Genomic DNA, 19,475 nt, shown 5'->3' with positions numbered 1-19,475 from the left:
TAAGGTTAATAAAAAGTTAATTTTTTTGAAATTAAATTCTGAATTACTCGTTCTTCTAATGTAACCCAAACACAATGTCAGAAGGACTTAACATGTCAATATTAACAACTGCACTAGCACCAGTAGCACATTTCACTAAATCAACAATGACTCAGTCATTACTCAAAACCTCATTTGTTGCCACCACTCTTTTTTCAGCACTGTCTCAGGCACAATCTTTAGAGATCGAACTAACTAACGCAACCAGTGGAATAGAGTTTGCTGCAGTTTCAGTCGCCATTCATGATGACAGTACAGGATATTTCACTGTTGGAGAATCATTCTCAGACTCCCTTGAGGCGATGGCTGAAAGGGGGTGATGTCTCTGGATTACAGAGCGACATAGAAAATAGCGGAGGGATCGCAGAAACTTTCGGCACACTCACGAGCAAATCATTTTGACCCATCAGATAGCTATAGTGTCACCATTAATGATACTAATAACTTAGGTTATCTCTCATTAGCCGGCATGTTGCTTCCAACCAACGATGGCTTTATTGGTAAAAATAACCTAATGATCTCAAACTTAGCCATTGATGAAATGATCAGCTACTCATTAACCCCTTGGGACGCTGGTACCGAATATAATAGTGAATCAAGTACAACACTACCCGCCGCTGGAGGAGAAGGTTATAACAGTGAACGTGTCAATGCAGAAGGTTTCATTTCAGTTCATCGAGGAGTATTAACTGACCAAGAGTTATCGACATCTGCTCTTGAGTTTGGCGACCGTTTTGATGGCCCAATGGGAACATTAACGATTAAACGAATTGAATAAAGCCAACAACCTAGCAACTTCAAGTAAGAAGGATATATAAAAAACCACTGATTAATCACAAATTAATCAGTGGTTTTTTTTGTTTTACCTTACGACAGATAAAGACAATTAAATTTTTGTGAAAATAGCGGCTGTTGCCGGTACAGAAAGGGATAAATAGCTTCTGATTTAAAAAGTTACACTATGATTTGATTCAATCAGTGATGTAAACTCCGTCATTGCTGCCGAAAGGTTTTCTGATTTATCCCCAAGCATAATTAAACTCGCATCATTAAGAGGCATAATCTCTCCTTGCATACCCGCTTGCTCAAATCGAGAGATATCTGAGCTCTCAATTTTAGTAACAAAAAGTGTGACCTTACCGTACTTACCTTCAAACACTAAATGCAATGCGGTTTGATCACCAAAGCTACAATGGTTTAGAAAGTAAACATGGTGCGGAAAATCTTTTGTAAACTGAAAACCGTAGGGTTCAAGTTTACTGTTAATTTGACTCATGGTCACTTTTTCATCAAGTTGGCCAACAAAAGGCTCTTCATCTAAGACATGTTGAGTCGCCATATCCGCTAAATTTGCATGAGCAGTGCCGACCAAAAGTGGAGTCCAGTGAATTTGACCCACACCTAAGCCGATAGCAAATGCGACTGATGCAGCGATTGTCATCGCTTTTTTAGTAAAGTTAACCTCAACAACATTATTTGTTGATGGAGCGTCCTTTTTTTGCTCTTTTTCTTGAAAGGTTTCCGCTTTTTCTGCCGTCATAAATAAAATCTTATCAGCTAACTCATCAGGCACGTCGACGTTCATGACATCAGCTAACTGTTCATCTAGTTGACGAGTGGATTCAGCGAAATGCTTTAACGGTTTCGAATCTTGCGGATCTAAATCTAACATCTTCTCTATCGCTTGTTGGGATTCTACATCCTTATTTTGAGGATCCGCTAATATCAGGCGACGGAATTCTAATTCATCCATTATTGGACTCCTTAATCTCAGCTCGCTCATTTAAGTTATCTTTAATCTGATTCCGAGCTCTAAATAATCGTGTCATAACCGTATTTTTATTCAATTTCAAAATATCAGAAATCTCATCCCCAGAAAAGCCACATAGAACTTGAAGTAATAACGGCTCTCGGTACTCCTCATCAAGGTTCATAATCTGCTGCTGTAACCATTGATTTTGATGATGAGAGTCATCGTCAGTACGTATATCTTGTTGGTGATCATCAATATCAACTAATTCAAGTTGCTTTCGTTCAAAGCGCCTCGCATTCTCACGACGAAGAATTGTGATAAGCCAAGGTTTTGCTGACTGCTCACTCGTCAAAGAATCTAGGGCTTTCCATGCTCTTAAACACGTTTCTTGAACTAAATCTTCTGCAACTGCTTTATCCTTAACTAGCCAAAACGCATAGCGATAAAGATCTTTATGATACGCCCTCACTAGCGTTTCATAACGTTTCTGTTTATCCATAACAATAGACCCGTAAACTCTGTAATTTCTTTCCAAATAAGTTCAATATTTTTCAAAAAAAGAGTGTAACACCAATGTTATAACTGTGAGTCATTTATCAATGAAATTTATTTTGGTGATTTTTGAAAAAATTAAGAGTCAATACTCGAATTATTCATTTTGGGAGGAGAGCGTTTAAGAAAATTAAATTGATGTTTCGGGGAACAAAACAAAAAAGCCCAAATCTTCGACTAATTGCAATATGCAGTTAGAGGAGACTCAGGCTTTTTATTTATAGATATGTTTTAGTTTATTCACTTAAAGCATATCTATACCCTTCTTACTTGACGTTGCTAGGTTGCTGGCTATATTCATTCGCCCCAATCATATGATACTTCTATACTCATGGGGCCTCATTCACTTGCCGCCTACTAGCAACGCCAATTACTGTGGGTATACTTGTTATTTTTATTAACCGCCAAAGATTGAACGGATAATGTAGAAGATGATAATCGATAGACCAGCACCTGCAGGTAAAGTAATCACCCAAGAAACAACAATGTTACGAACCACACCTAAGTTAAGCGCTGCGATACCACGAGCCATACCTACACCCAGAACCGCACCGACTAAGGTTTGAGTTGTTGATATTGGAAGACCTGTACCTGATGCAATAACAACCGTTGAAGCAGCAGCCAGTTCAGCAGCAAAGCCACGACTTGGTGTAAGGTGTGTGATGTTGTGACCAATCGTCATAATTACACGCTTACCTAATGTTGCAAGGCCGATAACAATACCGACACCACCAAGAGGAAGAATCCACCAAGCTAAAGAAGCTTTAGATAAAATCTCACCTTGAGCTTGAACAATAGAAACAACCGCAGCTAGTGGACCAATCGCATTCGCAACATCGTTAGAGCCGTGAGCAAATGCCATACCACACGCGGTAACAATCATCAGTACTGCAAAGATTTTCTCTACATCATCAAAGCCATGGTTATTATCATTGCCAGATAGCTTGATTCTTGAGATGAAATACTTACCAATCGCAGCAACAATAACTGCAATTAATATCGCTAATGCGTACGCTTCAAAACCAGAGAAGTGTAAACCAACATGCTTAAGGCCTTTCTTAATTGTTACTAGCGCAAGAATAAAACCTGATAGACCCATATAAAGAGGAACGTAACGTTTTGCATTTGCTACCGGGTTCGTTGTGTCAAAAATAAGGCGTTGTGCACTTTGAAATAGTAAATAAGCAATGATACCGGCAATGGCAGGTGTGACGATCCATGAACCTACAATACCTGCTACTTTACCCCAAGATACAGCGTCTGCACCCACACCCACCGTTGCGAAACCAATAATCGCACCAATAATTGAGTGAGTTGTTGAAACAGGCCAACCTAATAATGAAGCAAATACTAACCAGATACCCGCTGCAAGTAGCGACGCGATCATACCGTAAACTAATAATTCTGGTTGGTGAGTAAAGTAACTTGAATCAATAATGCCTTTACGGATTGTTGATGTAACTTCACCACCTGCAAGGTAAGCCCCTGCAAACTCAAAAATCATTGCAATAATGATTGCTTGTTTAATGGTTAATGCCTTAGACCCAACAGATGTACCCATCGCATTGGCAACGTCATTCGCACCAATACCATACGCCATAAGGAAGCCAAAAAGAGCGGCAATAATAATTAAAATGTAACCATAATTTACTAAAATATCAGACACAATAAATACCTTATTTTTGTGCTTATGCTTTACTTAGCATTAATTCTAATCTTGAGCCAACGCGTTCTGCTTGATCGGCAACTCCGCCAATCCACTCAAGGGTTTTATACATGAAGATAACATCAACTGGATTTAAATCTTTTTCCAGTTCAAATAATTGGCGACGTAGCACAACTTGCATGACATCTGTATCACCTTCAATGCGATCAATTTTCTGAATCATTTCAACAACAAGCTGAACTTCTCGACCACGGAACCCCGTTTCCAATAAGCTATCTAACTCATTAATCATTTCAACAGTTAAATCTACAGCATCAACACAACGCTTTACGTATTGACGAAAGTTATCGTGCATTTCTGCTGGAATAGTCTGCTGACGACCAATCATAAGGCCTGCAACATCTTTTAATTTATTTGCAATTTTATCTTGCTGAGTAATTAGACCTAAAATATCTGTACGCTGTACTGGCATAAAGATACCACTTGGTAAAGATAATCTAATTTCTCGCTTTAACTTATCTGCTTCACCTTCAATAAAACTGATTTTCTCTTGATGCTTTTGAGCTTTTGCCCAATCTTGCGCAAGCACTGCATCAACAAAAGGAGTTAATTCGTTTGCTGACTCAGATACCTTATCGATATGCTTTTGCAGCGGTTTGATTGGAGATTTACCAAAAACATCAAAAATTGAATTTACTGACATAACTTTAAACAACCATAAAATGAAAAAATCATTATGTTGAAGAACTCTCCAACACCCAATAAGACTTACAGATTAATTATCTCTTTATTTATTAATTATCTTAACTAAATTTGTCTCTCTATGATTTGATGGTGATAGTAAAGGACAAATATGACAGTTATATTACAATCCAAGAGAAATATGACAGCTACATGACGTATCCATGACAATCCGATGAAAGTTAGATTTCAATAAAATGACAACTCATCTTCCATAAAAAAACATATCCCAAACACATTCACAACAAACCACTTTCACCATAAAAAACAGAAAGCAATTAAACGATAAATCTCTCTTAATTCTAGCCTAAGCACCGTTGATTGCGAGCATTAGTTGTTTTGAATTTTCAGTCCTGTTACAACTATTTGTGATTGGTCATCATAAAAAAGTTATTGAGGCTAGCTTCTCTTATTTGAGTCAACTGACGTATTGGTTGTGGCGACAAACTAAAACGGTACAATAAGTGATGTCACAAACTCGATATTTAACCCACTTGCCGCCGACTAGCAACGCCAATGACGTTAGGTATACCCGTAATTAATTTTGGATTTATCAATGGAACTGATTTTTTCGTTATTCCAGCAGCTCAGTGTTTACCTTGTTATCGCTTATCTACTGAGTAAGACGCCGCTATTTATTCCATTAACCACCATCTCAGGTAGATTAACTCAGCGACTCTCTTGTTATGTCGTTTTTAGTAGTTTCTGTATTTTAGGCACTTACTTTGGTCTCGCCATCGGTGATGCTATTGCAAATACCAGAGCAATTGGAGCGGTAATGGGGGGTATTTTAGGAGGGCCATTTGTTGGCTTTGCCGTTGGATTAACCGGAGGGCTGCATCGCTATAGCATGGGCGGTTTTACCGATTTAGCCTGTGCAGTATCTACCACAGCGGAGGGATTGATCGGGGGATTAATTCACCTCTACTTCTTACGTAAGAATGACATTGATAAGCTCTACAAGCCAGGGATTATCTTTATGGTGACTTTACTAGCAGAAGTCGTCCAAATGATGATAATCCTTATTATCGCTAAACCTTTTGAACAAGCAGCTTCATTAGTTGAAATGATCGCGGTGCCAATGATGTTCTCTAATGCATTAGGTGCTGCTCTTTTTATGAGCTTTATCGATGATAAAAAGCGAATCTACGATAAATATTCAACCCTATTCTCTAATCGAGCATTAAAAATTGCCCAACGTTCGGTGGGCATTCTGCACCATGGTTTTAACCAACAAACGACAGCCGAAATTGCACGAATTGTTCACCAAGAGACCGAAGTAGGTGCGGTTGCTATCACCGATAGAGAAAAAATATTAGCTTTTGTCGGTATCAGTGATGATCATCATAAACCGGGTCGGGTCATCTCTTCAATTCATACCTTAAAAGCCATCCAGGAAGGGAGTTTGGTTTATGCTGACGGTTATCAACTTGGTTATAAATGCTCGCTTTCAAAGCAATGTAAATTAGGCTCTGTATTAGTGATCCCTCTCATTGACGGACACCATAAAGTCTTAGGCACGATTAAACTCTATGAACCCAAAAGAAAACTGTTTTCAACCGTAAACCTAACTTTAGGTGAAGGTATTGGTAAGCTACTATCAAATCAAATCTTAACGGGACGCTATACAGAACAACAAGCACTGCTCGCAAAAGCTGAATTACGCCTCTTACAAGCCCAAGTAAATCCTCACTTTCTTTTTAATACCTTGAATACCATTAGTGCTATTACTCGCCAAGACCCAGAGAAAGCACGACAATTAATTCAATATCTAGCAAAGTTTTTCCGTCGTAATCTCAAACAAAGTTTAGAGTTAGTTCCAATTAAAGAAGAAATCATTCACCTTAATACCTATATGGAAATTGAACTGGCTCGCTTTTCTGACCGTTTAGAAATAAAAATGGATATCGACGATAGATTACTTAACTGCACGCTCCCATCATTTACCTTACAACCGCTGATTGAAAATGCCATCAAACACGGGACTTCAACCTTATTAGAGAGTGGGCATATTGCGATTAAAGGTGAAATTAGTCATGGTATTGGCTGCATTAGCATTACTGATAACGCCGGAAATTTTCAATTATCTGATCCAGATATCAATAAGATTGAAAGTAATGGGTTAGGATTGCAAATTGTTGATAAAAGGTTAAAAAATCAGTTTGGTGATCAATTTGGTTTAACTATAACTTGTGAGCCTCAACGGTGGACGAAAGCGAAAATCACATTTCCATTGTTATGAGCACTGATAACCAAAACATCAAATCCAACATCAAACTCAAGTAAATAAAGAAACTAAGAACACTATGATAAAAGCATTAATCATTGATGATGAACATTACGCAAGAGATGAACTTAACACACTGCTATCAGAAAGTGATAATGTGGAAGTGATTGGGGAAGCACCAAACGCTATTCTTGGGTTAAAAATGGTTCATCAATTAAAGCCTGACGTCATATTTTTAGATATTCAAATGCCACAAGTAACTGGATTAGAAATGCTCTCCATGCTTGATCCGGACACCATGCCATTTGTTGTCTTTACGACAGCTTATGATGAGTTTGCGATTCAAGCGTTTGAAGAAAATGCTTTTGATTACTTACTTAAGCCAGTTGAAGGACCACGATTAGAAAAAACATTAACTCGATTAAATAAACAGTGCTCCACAACAGATTATTCTGCCATTACCCAAGAGATGTTAGAGCTGATTCCATGTTCAGGGCTCCACCGTATTATTATGCTTTCCCCAAAAGAGATAGAGGCCGCTTATTCGGAGATTTCTGGGGTAACGGTTGTCAGTAAAAATATAAAAGCAACAACGCCACTCACCTTAAAAGTATTAGAAGAAAAAACCCCAATGATTCGTTGTCATCGTCAATATCTTATTCATCCACTCGCAATCAAAGAAATAAAACTGTTAGAAAATGGCTTAGGTGAAATCATTACCCTTAATCATCACACAGTTCCGGTTAGTCGCCGTTACCTTAAAGAACTCAAAGAGCGTTTCCTTTATTGCCCAAATTAATCCACGCAATTTAATCACTTACCACTCAGGACGCTATATAACCACTCAACCAATAACACAATGTAAATTATCATTATTTCATTATGATAACAGGCTATGTGGTCACTTCCTTTCAATGTATAAGAAGTGGCTAATTTGCCAAATGGATTAAAAGGATAATTATTATGGCGTGGTTCTTACTCTCGGTAGCGGCATTAATTGCAGGCTATTTTATTTATGGTCGAATTGTTGAAAATATTTTCGGTATCCAAGAAAATCGTCAAACACCCGCACATTCAATGGCGGACGGCGTGGATTATGTACCGATGTCCACTCCCAAAGTTTACCTAGTACAGCTATTAAATATTGCAGGTGTGGGGCCAATTTTTGGTCCAATCATGGGAGCACTATATGGTCCTGCCGCTATGCTATGGATTGTTGTTGGCTGTATTTTTGGTGGTGCCGTTCACGACTATTTCTCTGGTATGCTATCGATTCGAAACAAAGGCGCATCTGTTCCCACTCTTACTGGTCGTTACTTAGGTAATGGCGCTAAACATTTTATGAACGTATTCGCTGTTGTCTTGTTATTATTAGTAGGTGTCGTTTTTGTCTCTGCTCCGGCTGGCATGTTAACTAACTTGATTAACGATCAAACATCAATGAACTTGCCATTAAGCACCATGGTTATCATTATTTTTGCCTACTATATTGTGGCAACGATTGTTCCAGTTGATAAGATCATTGGTCGTTTCTATCCCTTCTTCGGTGCGCTATTAATCTTTATGTCTGTAGGGTTAATTACGGCGATTTCTTTCTCTAGTGAGTACTCTTTGCTGGGAGATTATGAGATGAGCCAGATGTTCACCAACATGAATCCAAATAACCTTCCTTTATGGCCTGCACTATTTATTACCATTGCTTGTGGGGCAATATCCGGATTTCACGCAACCCAATCGCCATTAATGGCACGTTGCGTTGAAAATGAAAAGAATGGTCGTTTTGTCTTTTATGGTGCAATGATCGGTGAAGGTGTTATCGCCTTAATTTGGTGTGCTATCGCGTTATCTTTCTTTGGCTCAGTAGAAAGCCTATCAGAAGCGGTATCTAATGGTGGCCCAGGTAATGTCGTTTACTCATCATCAATCGGTCTATTAGGTGTCTTTGGTGGTATTTTGGCTTTCTTAGGGGTTGTTATCTTGCCTATCACTTCGGGTGATACGGCATTCCGCTCTAGTCGCTTAATCCTTGCTGAGTACTTTAAGCTTGATCAGAAGAATCTGCGTAATCGTTTAATGATGGCTCTCCCTCTTTTTGTTATTGGTGGCATCTTAACTCAAGTGGACTTTGGTATTATCTGGCGTTACTTCGGTTTTGCTAACCAAACGACAGCGGTAATGATGTTGTGGACTGCATCTGCATACCTGCTTCGTCATAATAAATTTCACTGGATCACAACGATTCCAGCCATGTTTATGACAACGGTTGTTATCACCTTTATTTTAAATAACAGTACGTTGGGCTTTGGCTTAGATATGCGAATTTCAACCATTGTAGGTTTAATCTCTATGCTGCTAATTACCGGTTATGTTATTAAAACGACAAAAGGGAAAGGCGAAGCAGATTTAGACGAACCCGTTGAAGAGAAGATGAAAATCAAAGTAAATAAGTGCTAATTGATTGACTGCTTTTAATAAATAGTTAAGATCTAAAAAGCCAGTGAACCCTGAATTATTTAAAACAGGTCATTCACTGGCTTTGTTCTATTTTATCAATCCAAGAATCCATAACATGACTCTCTAGCCACGCTTATTTTATCCGTCACTTCTCATTTTTTATGACTTACCTTTACGTTTAAGGCGATTAGAGTTATTGGTTTCTGGCTTACTGGGTGCGGGTTTCTTCTCTCGTATCAAATGACTAATCGCTAATATTGGGTGTTTGAGCATAATACGAGGACCGGCATAGATCATTACTTGACGCATCTGCTCTTTCTGCTCAGGCTTATAACAATGTATTGGGCATTTATTGCACGTTGGTTTATCTTCACCAAACGGACAGCGATCTAGGCGCATTTCTGCATAATTAGCGAGATCTTCACATTTCGCGCATAAATCTGTATCCGTTTGATGATGAGCATGACAATAAAGCGTCATCATCGCTTTAACCATCTTAAATTCAGATTGTAGTTTACCTAATAGTTCTACTGCCATGCTTTACTCATCATTAACTAATATCCATTTATACCCATCATACTTGAAGCTGCTAGGTTGTTGGCTACATTTATTCAGTCCCATCATATAGTGCATCTATACTCACGGAGTCTCACTCACTTGCCGCCTACTAGCACGCTTATCTTTTAGGTATAACTCGACGTTATTCCGATATATTGTGGGAATTTTATTGTATTGCTCTTTTAGGTTCACTTAATTGTTCAGCAAACCAAGCGACAATCAATGTAAACGTCATCACAACGGCCATAATTAATCCCATTTTTATCCAAGGCTCAGCCAAAATAACCCGAGTTTGTGCAATCATTAATGTTGTTGGAACCCAAACAAAAAAGACCGACAATATTAAACCTAACTGAATAAGACGTTGGGCAATTATATTTCGAGCAAAACTCAAAAAAGGAATTAACGCAATTGCGACGACAACCGTTACGTCACCACCTCTTAAATAGTGCGCTGCAACCATCCAATATGCGATAAATATTAAAATTCGACGCCAAATCATATTCTCAACTCCTGTCATCACACAAAGGTGCATTTAATTTGCAACTATTTTTGAGTATGCAACAGAGCAAGTCAATATATTAGAAATAAAGCTTGAATAAGTTTGATGTAGATTAATTAATTCCCAACTATTTTTTGATGCGCTTCACTAAAGTGAAAATTCCAACTAAAACTAACCCAACAAAAACACCCAAAATACCATGTAAAATATAATCAAACACAGGGACAACCGATGCAGGAATCGACAGTAAGGTATCTAACGTTTTCAATTGTTCTGCTAACCAAGGAACAGTGTGGACAATAATACCCCCACCAACTAAAAACATAGCAATGGTGCCAACTAATGCCAGCAGTTTCATCAAACGAGGTGCAGCAGCAACGAGACCAGCTCCAATTGTATGATAGAATGCATTACGCTTTAACTTGTCTTTTTTTAATAAAAAGAAGCCAACATCATCAAGTTTAACAATCGCTGCAACAAAACCATAAACACCCACAGTCATCAAGGTTGCCATGATACTCAATACAATTAGCTGAGTAACTAAGCTATGTCCTTCGACGGTGCCTAAAACTATCACGATAATTTCTGTCGAGAGGACAAAATCAGTCCTAACAGCCGCTTGGATCTTCGCTTTTTCAAACTCAGGGTAGTTATCATCGCTGTAACTAACACGTTTATCCCCATCATTTTCAACATGTGGGAAAAACTTTTCAATGATCGCTTCAACCCCTTCGAAACAGAGATACAACCCACCTAATAATAATAGCCATGAGATTAAAAAAGGAGCAAAGTAACTAATCAACAAAGCGGCGGGTACAAGAATCAACTTATTTCTAAACGAGCCTTTAGCGACTCCCCAAACAACAGGTAACTCTCTCTCAGCTCGAATATCAGCCATTTGCTGAGCATTCAAGGCTAAATCATCCCCTAACACCCCTGCACTCTTTTTCGCGGCAGCTTTCGTCATTAATGAGACATCATCAAGAACTGCGGCAATATCATCTAACAGGGTTAGCAAGCTTAATCCAGCCATTATTTCCTCTATATTTACTCATATGTTATAAATCAATAACTCATCACAACCCACGACAAAATAACTTAAAATCAGCATTATAAAATAAAAAGATATTAAATTAATTCCAAGTTCTAAGGGATATTCCCATTATCATTGAAGCGGCTTGAATCTTCTCAAATCCAAACTTACGTGTTAGCCAGTTCAAATAAAAGGGTATAATAAGAATACAAGCTAATTTTCTTATATCTACTCCCCAACTGGATATTTATTTCTAAAGTCTGTTGTCTGATCCGATAGGCTGCTATTATTTATCCCATCATTGATTCGATATAGAGTGGTATATGGAAGTAGAATTACAAGAAATTCAGGGTTTTTTAGCACAATACCCCCCATTCAATATTCTCCCGGAAGAGGCGTTGGATGAAGTAACTCGTCAAACAGAGATCGCTTACTATCGAGCAGACAGCATGATCCTCGAGCTTGGGAATCAAATCAAAGATCTCTACATGGTTCGTAGTGGTGTGGTTGAACTTTACCGACGGACTGGTGAGCTTTATGATCGTTTGGATGAAGGCAGTATCTTTGGTCAGATGGGGCTATTTTTCAATAATAAAAGCCGTTTCCCTGCAAAAGCAATTGAAGATTCTCTCGTTTATACGATTCCAGAAGCACTTTTTAGAGCGCTATGTGATGAATATGAACAGTTCGCCGACTTCGTTGAGATTGATGATCAGGCTCGTCTACGTCATGCGGTCTCAAATGCTAAAGATGGCAATGATTTAACAACATCAAAAGTAAAAACATTACTTTCTCGCGAAGCCGTTTTCCTTCCTAAAAACGAAGATATTCAAACCGCGGCTCAATTAATGGCGGATGAAAATGTTTCCGCGCTATTAATTACTGATCCGGATCGTATTCCAGAAGAAGACGACGATGACGACAATGGGCTCTTCGTTGGTATTATTACCGATCGCGATCTCTGTACCAAAGTCTTAGCGGCAGGACTGCCAACAGACACCTTAGTTGAAGAAGTGATGTCAACCGAACTTATCGCTCTTGATCACAATGGTTATGTCTTTGAAGCAATATTAATGATGTTGCGGGATAACGTGCATCACTTACCCATTTTACGCAATAAACAACCCATAGGTATTATTGAAGTTTCTGACATCGTTCGTTATGAATCTCAAAACAGCATCCTGTTAGTCAGTAGTATTTTCCAACAACAATCTGTTGAAGAGATGGTCTACCTATCTGCACAAGTCAAAGATTGTTTTGCGCGCATGGTTAATGAAGATGCAAACTCACACATGATCGGCAGTGCCATGTCGGTGATAGGACGTAGCTTTAAGCAGCGTCTCGCAGAATTAGCGGAAGAAGAATTTGGGCCACCACCCATTCCTTATTGCTTAGTTGCACTTGGCTCTATGGCGCGTGATGAACAATTAATTGTGACCGATCAAGATAATGCTTTCATCCTTGATAATAGTTACGATCCTGCTCTTCACGAAGAGTATTTCATCAATATTTCAACCTTTATTTGTGCAGGTCTCGATGCATGTGGTTATAGCTATTGTGAAGGCGGAATTATGGCAACTAACCCAGATTGGCGTAAAACCCAAACAGAATGGGAAGAGTGCTTTGCTGACTGGATCGATAATCCAAAACCCCTTGCTCTACTAAATAGCTCGATTTTCTTCGACTTAGATGGCGTTTGGGGTAAAACGAAATGGGCAGAACAGCTTAATGGCTTTATTGTCCGTCGTGCGAAAAAGAACAATCGATTCTTAGCGTGTTTAGCTCGTAACGCCTTAAATCGTACACCTCCCCTTGGTTTCTTTAAAGATTTCGTGATGGAAAAAGATGGCCGTCACCGTAACTCAATCAACCTAAAACGTCGAGGTACAGCGCCTCTTGCTGACTTAATTCGTGTTCACGCCTTAGCTGTTGGCTCTCGCGCTCAGAACTCTTTTGAACGTTTAGATGACATTATCGAAGCCGGTATTATTCCTCAAGGTCGAGGGCCAGACCTTCGTGATGCGATGGAGTTTATCTCAACCGTGCGTATTCGCCACCAAGCTTTAGATGTCGAAGCCGAGCGAGAGCCTGATAATAATATCGAACCTGAAGATCTTTCAGATTTTGAGCGCCGAAACTTAAAAGATGCTTTCCAGATCTTAAGTAATGCCCAGAACTATCTCAAATTCCGTTATACCGCAAACCGGTTAAATTAAGGAAGAGTTGATGTTAAAAAGAGGATGCCACCATGCTTAAAGGACTATTTCGAAGAAAAAATCCAGAGTTATCATGGAGCAAACTGTTTGAAGATCGCTGTATCGAGGCAGTAGACCCTCGATTGCAGCACTTTTATCATTGTGGAGTTATCGATCCAGAGACACCGCTTAATCAAGTTCCATTCGTTGCATTAGATTTTGAAACTACAGGATTAGACTCTGATCAAGATGATATAGTCAGTATTGGCTTAATTCCCTTTGATCTGAATCGAATCTACTGCCGTGAATCTGCTCATTGGCTGGTGAATCCAAATACACCACTTGAAGAAGAGTCGGTCGTGATCCATGGTATTACTCATTCCGATATTAGTGATGCTCCGGATTTGCGTCGTGTTTTAGAGCAAGTATTAGATGCATTGGCAGGTAAAATTGTTGTGGTTCACTATCGACATATCGAACGTGATTTCCTCAATAGTGCACTGCTAGAGCGCGTAGGTGAAGGCATTACTTTCCCAGTAGTAGATACAATGGATCTTGAGGCAAAAGTCCAAGAGCGACTCACAGGAGGCTTATTAAATAAACTCCGCCGTCGTCGTCCTGCATCAATTCGTTTAGCAAATAGCCGAGAACGATACGGTCTGCCTGTCTATCAACCTCATCATGCATTAGTTGATGCTATCGCAACGGCGGAGCTTTTACAGGCGCAAATTGCTTACCATTACACGCCAGAAACCCCAATTAAGGACATTTGGCGTTAAGGTCAGTCATATATCAAGTCCTACTGTCGCTTTTTGTTGATACATAAATTAACAATAAAAAAGAGCCACTATCGATTCTAATAGAAAAGATAGTGGCTCTTTTATTGTTATTCACGTTTTAAGTTAATTACTTACGATTATATTTCTCAGTACGCAGCCCCATAATCAAGCTTACACACATAAAGAGTAAGATGATCGTAAATGGCAATGCGGTTGAAATAGCACCTGCTTGTAATGCCTGAATCGCTTCTGTGCCACCAATCCATAATAGAACAGCAGCAACGGCACCTTCAATCGACGCCCAAAATACACGCTGAGGAACAGGAGTAATCGCTTTACCACCTGCAGTGATACTATCGATAACTAATGAGCCAGAATCTGAAGAGGTGATAAAGAACACCATAACCAGAATAACAGCGATAATTGAAAGTAGAGAACTAAATGGCAATGCATCAAACATTTGGAACATTGCTAGTGGCACGCTGGTTAAACCATTTGCACCTAAAGTACCCACTTTATCAACGATCTGCTCAATAGCAAGACCACCAAATACTGACATCCAAACAATTGTTACAACCGTTGGAATAACCAATACTGCAGTAATGAACTGACGAATTGTACGACCACGTGAAACACGAGCAATGAACATGCCAACAAATGGGGACCATGAAATCCACCAAGCCCAGTAGAACACTGTCCAACCGTGCATCCATGTTTCATCAGTACGACCATAAGGATTACTTAATGGAATGATATTCTCAATATAGCCCTTAATTGTCAGTGGAAGCGTCCCCATTGCAATAGAAAAACCAACTAAAGCAACAAAGACCAATAGAATCAATGCAACTATCATGTTGATATTACTTAACAATTTAACGCCACTGTCAATTCCACGAGCAACAGAATAAACAGCCAGCAACGTTACTACGACAATAATAGCAACCTGAAGCCCCAAACCATCACCAGTATGGAAAACATGGTTAATACCACTTGCCGCTTGCTGTGCGCCTAAACCTAACGACGTTGCTAGACCAAATAGCGTTGCTAATACCGCAAAGATATCAACAATATGCCCAGCCCAACCCCAAGCACGATCGCCTAAGATAGGATAGAAGATAGAACGAATAGAAAGCGGTAAGCCTTTATTATATGAAAAGAATGCTAACGAAAGTCCCACTAAGCAGTAAATCGCCCAAGGGTGAAGACCCCAGTGGTACATTGTTGCACCTAATGCTAACTCTTTTGCTTCTGGTGTAAATGCCGTGACATTTAATGGTGTTCCAAACCAACCTGTATAATACGCAACAGGCTCTGACACCCCCCAGAACATTAAGCCAATACCCATACCCGCAGCAAACAGCATTGCAAACCAAGAAAACACTGAGTGTTCTGGCTTTGCACTGTCACCACCAAGACGAATTTTACCAAAAGGTGATACCACTAAAAAGAGACAGAAAATAACAAAAATATTTGCTGACCACATAAAGAGTGAATCAAAGGTATTAATAATATAGTTTTTAATATTATCTAATACGCTTTTTGCTGTATGAGCATCGCTGATTAAAGCAACAACTAAGAAAAGGCCGATTAAGCCTGCACTAATACCAAAAACAGGGTTATGAACATCAAATCCCCATTTTTGAACATTGTCTTGACCTACCGTGTAGTCGGTATTGTCAATACTATATTTATCTTGATTTTTAGCCATAGAAACACACATCCCGTGTTTAATGATTGAATCAGTAAGCAAAAGAGGATTAAGCTACCTACTCTCTTTTACCCCAAAATAAACAAATTACCGGAAAGATTTCTAAATAATTCGTATGTACTTAACGTGATTCTCGTCAAATACATTAACTAAGATCTTAACCGTAACCGCTAGAATTACAACTTATTCAGAAAAAAAGCACATAATTGGATAATTTTAGGATAAAAGTGAGCCAATTTTATTTTTTTGTTCAAATATAAAACAATTAAATGAAGTTTTATTTCACTATCCATAAATAGGTAAATCTAATTTTTAGCTTTTAAAGCGCCTCATTTCATAACTTCTTGGGATTGATTCATTGATCAATGGCTTGATTGTTCACTTTTGCACAACGTGAATGAACACGCTATGATGACAAAAGATCCCCTATCAATACTAAATTATCTAGGTTAAACGATGAAAAGAGTTGTTTTATATGTTTCAGATAAATGCCCACACTGCAAAGGTGCTCAAAAATACCTAGATTCTAAAGGTGTGAAATACCGTTTAACCAATGCAAAAATGCAACGAGGCAGAAAAGAGCTTGATGCGTTAGGTGCTCGCTCTGTTCCAGTTTTAAAGATTGGTGATCAAGTGATGTTTGGTTGGAATGCAAAGAATTTTGATAAGATGTATCAAGCATAAATTTTCACTGACAATATTCATTTTTACTTACTTTGAAAACCGGTAAAATATCGCTAAGCTTGTTGGCAACGAAAAGTTGAGCTTAGCGACAATTTTTAATACCCGTCAATTAAACACTAACGGACTACTTTCCAGACGCAATCACTTGATCGGTAATATTACCAATCAAATTAGGCTGAATAAGCTGGTACTTAACGTCTTTGCCAGATTTCTGGATCTCTTTAATATTAAACTGCAACTGTGTCCAGTTATCTCCCCACTGATATCGCATTAATGTCTCTCCACTTTGTAGGTGGTAATTGACGCTAAATTCAGTCGCATAACCTGCCATTTCCCCATTAATAGGTCTATTTGGTGCATCATGTGGGATTTTATAGGTCACGGAATCAAGCTTTACCATGCCATTAATAATACTTGTTGGCTCAGTTAAATGTTGAGTAAAATAGCTTGCATGAATAAATCGATCTTCTGGATTTATATTTCCACCGGTTCCGATATTCGTTTGTGAAAACTGCTCTTCAAGCTCTCCCCAGCCACGCTTTGATCGTTTCACGTTAGCTAAATGTTGCTGGTAATTAGGTTGATTTGTCATGATTCGATATTGAGGCCCATGCCAAATTTTTGCCTTACCATCAACAAATTGAATAATGGCTGAATCTCCATTCGTATCTTGCAAACTAAAATGGAGTGCGATTCGAATTGGGATCTCAGGAATAAAAGCAACCGTTGGCGGGTTCTCTTCAATATACTCAACGGCCTCTTTTACTGTGGCAAACTGAGACAACAGGTGACGCAAATAAGTTAACGAACCCACATCATCAACAGTTGTCTCTTCATTAAGATCCATTTCTCCATCATATAATCCATTACCACTTAACCCTTCGCTATTCATTCCTTCAAGAACTTTACCGTAAGTCGTGATGCCTGAGACATCATATTTTGAAGTTGCAAAAGCGAGCTCTTTAACATGAGTTGGGTACTGAGTCCCTTTCGGATAATTCACTAAGTGAGGATCAGTTGGCTCAGACCAATCCATTGTTCGAGTAACAAAAGTGCCTTGAGTTTCAGTCTCCCATAAAACACGAGTACACGCTTCAGCCGTTGAGATAGCCCCGAGAGTGAGTGTTCCTAAAAGGGCTGTTAATACGATATTTTTATTCATTTTCGAATCCTACCTTTTTGAATATACAAAAAATAATTGGAGTAGCCAGTTGCGACATGTCAGTGAAGTTCTACATTGATGATTGACGATGTGATCAGGTACGACCAAACATAAACCACCCCTAACCACTTCAAATAATCAAGATACACAGACGTCTATACCTAAAGTAATTGGAGTTGCTAGTAGGCGGCGAATGAGTGCAGCCAACAACCTAACGACTTCAAGTAAGAAAGGTATAATTAAGTGGCAAGGGCAGTATTCCACTCAATAGACAAAGATAAAAATACCGTTTGAGGGGACAATTCAGTCAAATTAAAACTTATTAAAATATGCATTAGCCGCTGATTGAATATTCGTAATTAAAGGCTCATATTTAGCAATACTAGGGTAATAGAGAGTTAACCCAGCATATCCACCATCAACTAATTCATCGATATTTAAGCGAAAAAGATCGCCAGTTTCGACTAACTGTTCAACCATTTTAGAATCCAAAACAGCCCAACCATCGGCTTGAAGCATCCCAATTAAAATCTTTAAGTTGCTGATAACATGGTACTGAGGAGAGATTAAATATAACTCTGGCAATGCATCAAAATGACTTTCTGAGAGGTATTGCTTCTCTAGCTTAAGATCCTCAATTGACAGTGTTTTTTTCTTCAACAACGGGCTAGACTTACCCACATAAACGGCTTGCTGACGAGTCCCTAATTGAGCAAAATTCAGCGATTGTTTAGGTGTATGATGGTAACGATGTTGCATGATGACAATCGTATTTTCTTCTTTTTCTAACTGTAAAAACCCATCAGAACGACTACGATAGAGCCAGTGAACCGTGAGTTCCGGAAAATCAGACAATAATGATTTTTCTATTTGAACCGCCAATGAGGCAGGAAGGGCATTATCATGGTAAATTTTAATCGATAATAATTTATCATGATATAAATTCAATAATGAGAGGTTTAATTTTCGAGTACTACGAGTAATTAATTTTGCGCGTTGATAGATATATTTAGACACAGCGGTGGGCTCAGCTTGACGACCAATAATATGAAAGAATGGTACGCCATAAAAATCTTCTAAGGCTTTGACTTGCTCTCGAACCGTTGTTCGATCTTTCGACAGTTTTTTCGCTGCGGCACTGTAACTGCCTTGCTCATAGGTTGCACAAAATGCCTGTAATTGCTCATAAGTGAACATGTTATTTCTCTATAGATATAAACTTAATTATCATCATATCTAATAGGTAAATACTTTATTTAACTTCAGATTAAAAAAGCGCACACTTTTGTTTCAATCACGAATAAACTGCTTTTTATCTCAATATTAAAACAGTCTATACCTAAAGTAATTGATGGTGCTAGTAGGCGGAAAATAAATGAAGCCCCATGAAGATAGATATACTATATGATTAGGGTTGGCTTA

The 19,475-nt window shown here is 38.7% G+C and carries 17 protein-coding genes and 1 pseudogene; 8 read left to right on the top strand and 10 right to left on the bottom strand.

All coding sequences use genetic code 11. From position 1 onward, the window contains the following. Positions 1 to 92: 92 nt before the first annotated feature. Both L0B53_RS02830 and L0B53_RS02825 read left to right on the top strand, forming a co-directional pair. On the top strand, positions 93 to 359 hold the full coding sequence (locus tag L0B53_RS02830) for a hypothetical protein (protein ID WP_235058960.1): 267 nt from the start codon (positions 93 to 95) through the stop codon (positions 357 to 359). Between the two features lie 29 nt (positions 360 to 388). Then, positions 389 to 817 (top strand): spondin domain-containing protein, encoded by a 429-nt coding sequence (locus L0B53_RS02825; protein WP_260115534.1) that lies wholly within the window; start codon positions 389 to 391, stop codon positions 815 to 817. A 168-nt stretch (positions 818 to 985) separates the two neighbouring features. Here the strand turns inward: L0B53_RS02825 and L0B53_RS02820 are convergent, their stop codons facing one another. The 4 genes and pseudogenes from L0B53_RS02820 to L0B53_RS02805 all read right to left on the bottom strand — a co-directional run bounded on the left by L0B53_RS02820 (position 986) and on the right by L0B53_RS02805 (position 4,713). After that, positions 986 to 1,792 (bottom strand): DUF3379 family protein, encoded by an 807-nt coding sequence (locus L0B53_RS02820; protein ID WP_235058959.1) that lies wholly within the window; start codon positions 1,790 to 1,792, stop codon positions 986 to 988. After that, positions 1,785 to 2,340, bottom strand: a pseudogene (locus tag L0B53_RS02815) (sigma-70 family RNA polymerase sigma factor). Before L0B53_RS02815 ends, L0B53_RS02820 begins: the two are co-directional and overlap by 8 nt. Positions 2,341 to 2,741: 401 nt before the next feature. Continuing rightward, positions 2,742 to 3,944 carry an inorganic phosphate transporter gene (locus L0B53_RS02810; protein ID WP_409202792.1) on the bottom strand — a complete coding sequence of 401 codons (1,203 nt, stop codon included), beginning with the start codon at positions 3,942 to 3,944 and terminating at the stop codon, positions 2,742 to 2,744. A gap of 88 nt (positions 3,945 to 4,032) precedes the next feature. Next, a complete protein-coding gene (locus L0B53_RS02805) occupies positions 4,033 to 4,713 on the bottom strand; it encodes a TIGR00153 family protein (protein WP_235058956.1) in 681 nt (226 codons plus the stop codon). Between the two features lie 594 nt (positions 4,714 to 5,307). On the opposite strand from L0B53_RS02805, the gene L0B53_RS02800 reads away from it, so the two are divergent. From L0B53_RS02800 to L0B53_RS02790, 3 genes are all read left to right on the top strand, one after another. Further along, on the top strand, positions 5,308 to 6,993 hold the full coding sequence (locus L0B53_RS02800; protein WP_235058955.1) for a sensor histidine kinase: 1,686 nt from the start codon (positions 5,308 to 5,310) through the stop codon (positions 6,991 to 6,993). A 64-nt stretch (positions 6,994 to 7,057) separates the two neighbouring features. Then, entirely contained in the window at positions 7,058 to 7,777 is a 720-nt protein-coding gene (gene btsR, locus L0B53_RS02795; RefSeq protein ID WP_235058954.1) for a two-component system response regulator BtsR, read from the top strand. A 164-nt stretch (positions 7,778 to 7,941) separates the two neighbouring features. Then, positions 7,942 to 9,432 (top strand): carbon starvation protein A, encoded by a 1,491-nt coding sequence (locus L0B53_RS02790; RefSeq protein ID WP_235058953.1) that lies wholly within the window; start codon positions 7,942 to 7,944, stop codon positions 9,430 to 9,432. A 159-nt stretch (positions 9,433 to 9,591) separates the two neighbouring features. Here L0B53_RS02790 and L0B53_RS02785 read toward each other — a convergent pair whose 3' ends face one another. The 3 genes from L0B53_RS02785 to L0B53_RS02775 all read right to left on the bottom strand — a co-directional run bounded on the left by L0B53_RS02785 (position 9,592) and on the right by L0B53_RS02775 (position 11,525). Beyond that, the gene (locus L0B53_RS02785) at positions 9,592 to 9,969 is read right to left on the bottom strand and encodes a nitrous oxide-stimulated promoter family protein (protein WP_235058952.1); all 378 of its coding nucleotides are present in this window, start codon (positions 9,967 to 9,969) and stop codon (positions 9,592 to 9,594) included. Between the two features lie 187 nt (positions 9,970 to 10,156). Continuing rightward, a complete protein-coding gene (locus L0B53_RS02780) occupies positions 10,157 to 10,492 on the bottom strand; it encodes a hypothetical protein (RefSeq protein ID WP_235058951.1) in 336 nt (111 codons plus the stop codon). A 127-nt stretch (positions 10,493 to 10,619) separates the two neighbouring features. Next, complete coding sequence (locus L0B53_RS02775; RefSeq protein ID WP_235058950.1) at positions 10,620 to 11,525, bottom strand: DUF808 domain-containing protein; 906 nt, start codon at positions 11,523 to 11,525, stop codon at positions 10,620 to 10,622. A 323-nt stretch (positions 11,526 to 11,848) separates the two neighbouring features. Between L0B53_RS02775 and L0B53_RS02770 the strand changes: the two genes are divergently transcribed. Both L0B53_RS02770 and L0B53_RS02765 read left to right on the top strand, forming a co-directional pair. Further along, complete coding sequence (locus L0B53_RS02770; RefSeq protein WP_235058949.1) at positions 11,849 to 13,741, top strand: putative nucleotidyltransferase substrate binding domain-containing protein; 1,893 nt, start codon at positions 11,849 to 11,851, stop codon at positions 13,739 to 13,741. Positions 13,742 to 13,773: 32 nt separating this feature from the next. Continuing rightward, positions 13,774 to 14,499: a 3'-5' exonuclease gene (locus tag L0B53_RS02765; protein WP_235058948.1), complete on the top strand. Its 726-nt coding sequence runs from the start codon at positions 13,774 to 13,776 to the stop codon at positions 14,497 to 14,499. A gap of 127 nt (positions 14,500 to 14,626) precedes the next feature. On the opposite strand, the gene L0B53_RS02760 is transcribed toward L0B53_RS02765, so the two are convergent. Continuing rightward, on the bottom strand, positions 14,627 to 16,207 hold the full coding sequence (locus L0B53_RS02760; protein ID WP_235058947.1) for a BCCT family transporter: 1,581 nt from the start codon (positions 16,205 to 16,207) through the stop codon (positions 14,627 to 14,629). Between the two features lie 456 nt (positions 16,208 to 16,663). Between L0B53_RS02760 and L0B53_RS02755 the strand changes: the two genes are divergently transcribed. Beyond that, positions 16,664 to 16,891 (top strand): glutaredoxin family protein, encoded by a 228-nt coding sequence (locus L0B53_RS02755; RefSeq protein ID WP_235058946.1) that lies wholly within the window; start codon positions 16,664 to 16,666, stop codon positions 16,889 to 16,891. A 124-nt stretch (positions 16,892 to 17,015) separates the two neighbouring features. Here L0B53_RS02755 and L0B53_RS02750 read toward each other — a convergent pair whose 3' ends face one another. After that, entirely contained in the window at positions 17,016 to 18,053 is a 1,038-nt protein-coding gene (locus tag L0B53_RS02750; RefSeq protein ID WP_235058945.1) for a linear amide C-N hydrolase, read from the bottom strand. A gap of 312 nt (positions 18,054 to 18,365) precedes the next feature. Then, positions 18,366 to 19,250 (bottom strand): LysR family transcriptional regulator, encoded by an 885-nt coding sequence (locus L0B53_RS02745; protein ID WP_235058944.1) that lies wholly within the window; start codon positions 19,248 to 19,250, stop codon positions 18,366 to 18,368. Positions 19,251 to 19,475 lie beyond the last annotated feature (225 nt).

Source organism: Vibrio sp. SS-MA-C1-2 (genome assembly GCF_021513135.1).
Classification (GTDB): Bacteria; Pseudomonadota; Gammaproteobacteria; order Enterobacterales; family Vibrionaceae.
This window is presented reverse-complemented; position numbering and strand designations above follow the sequence as displayed.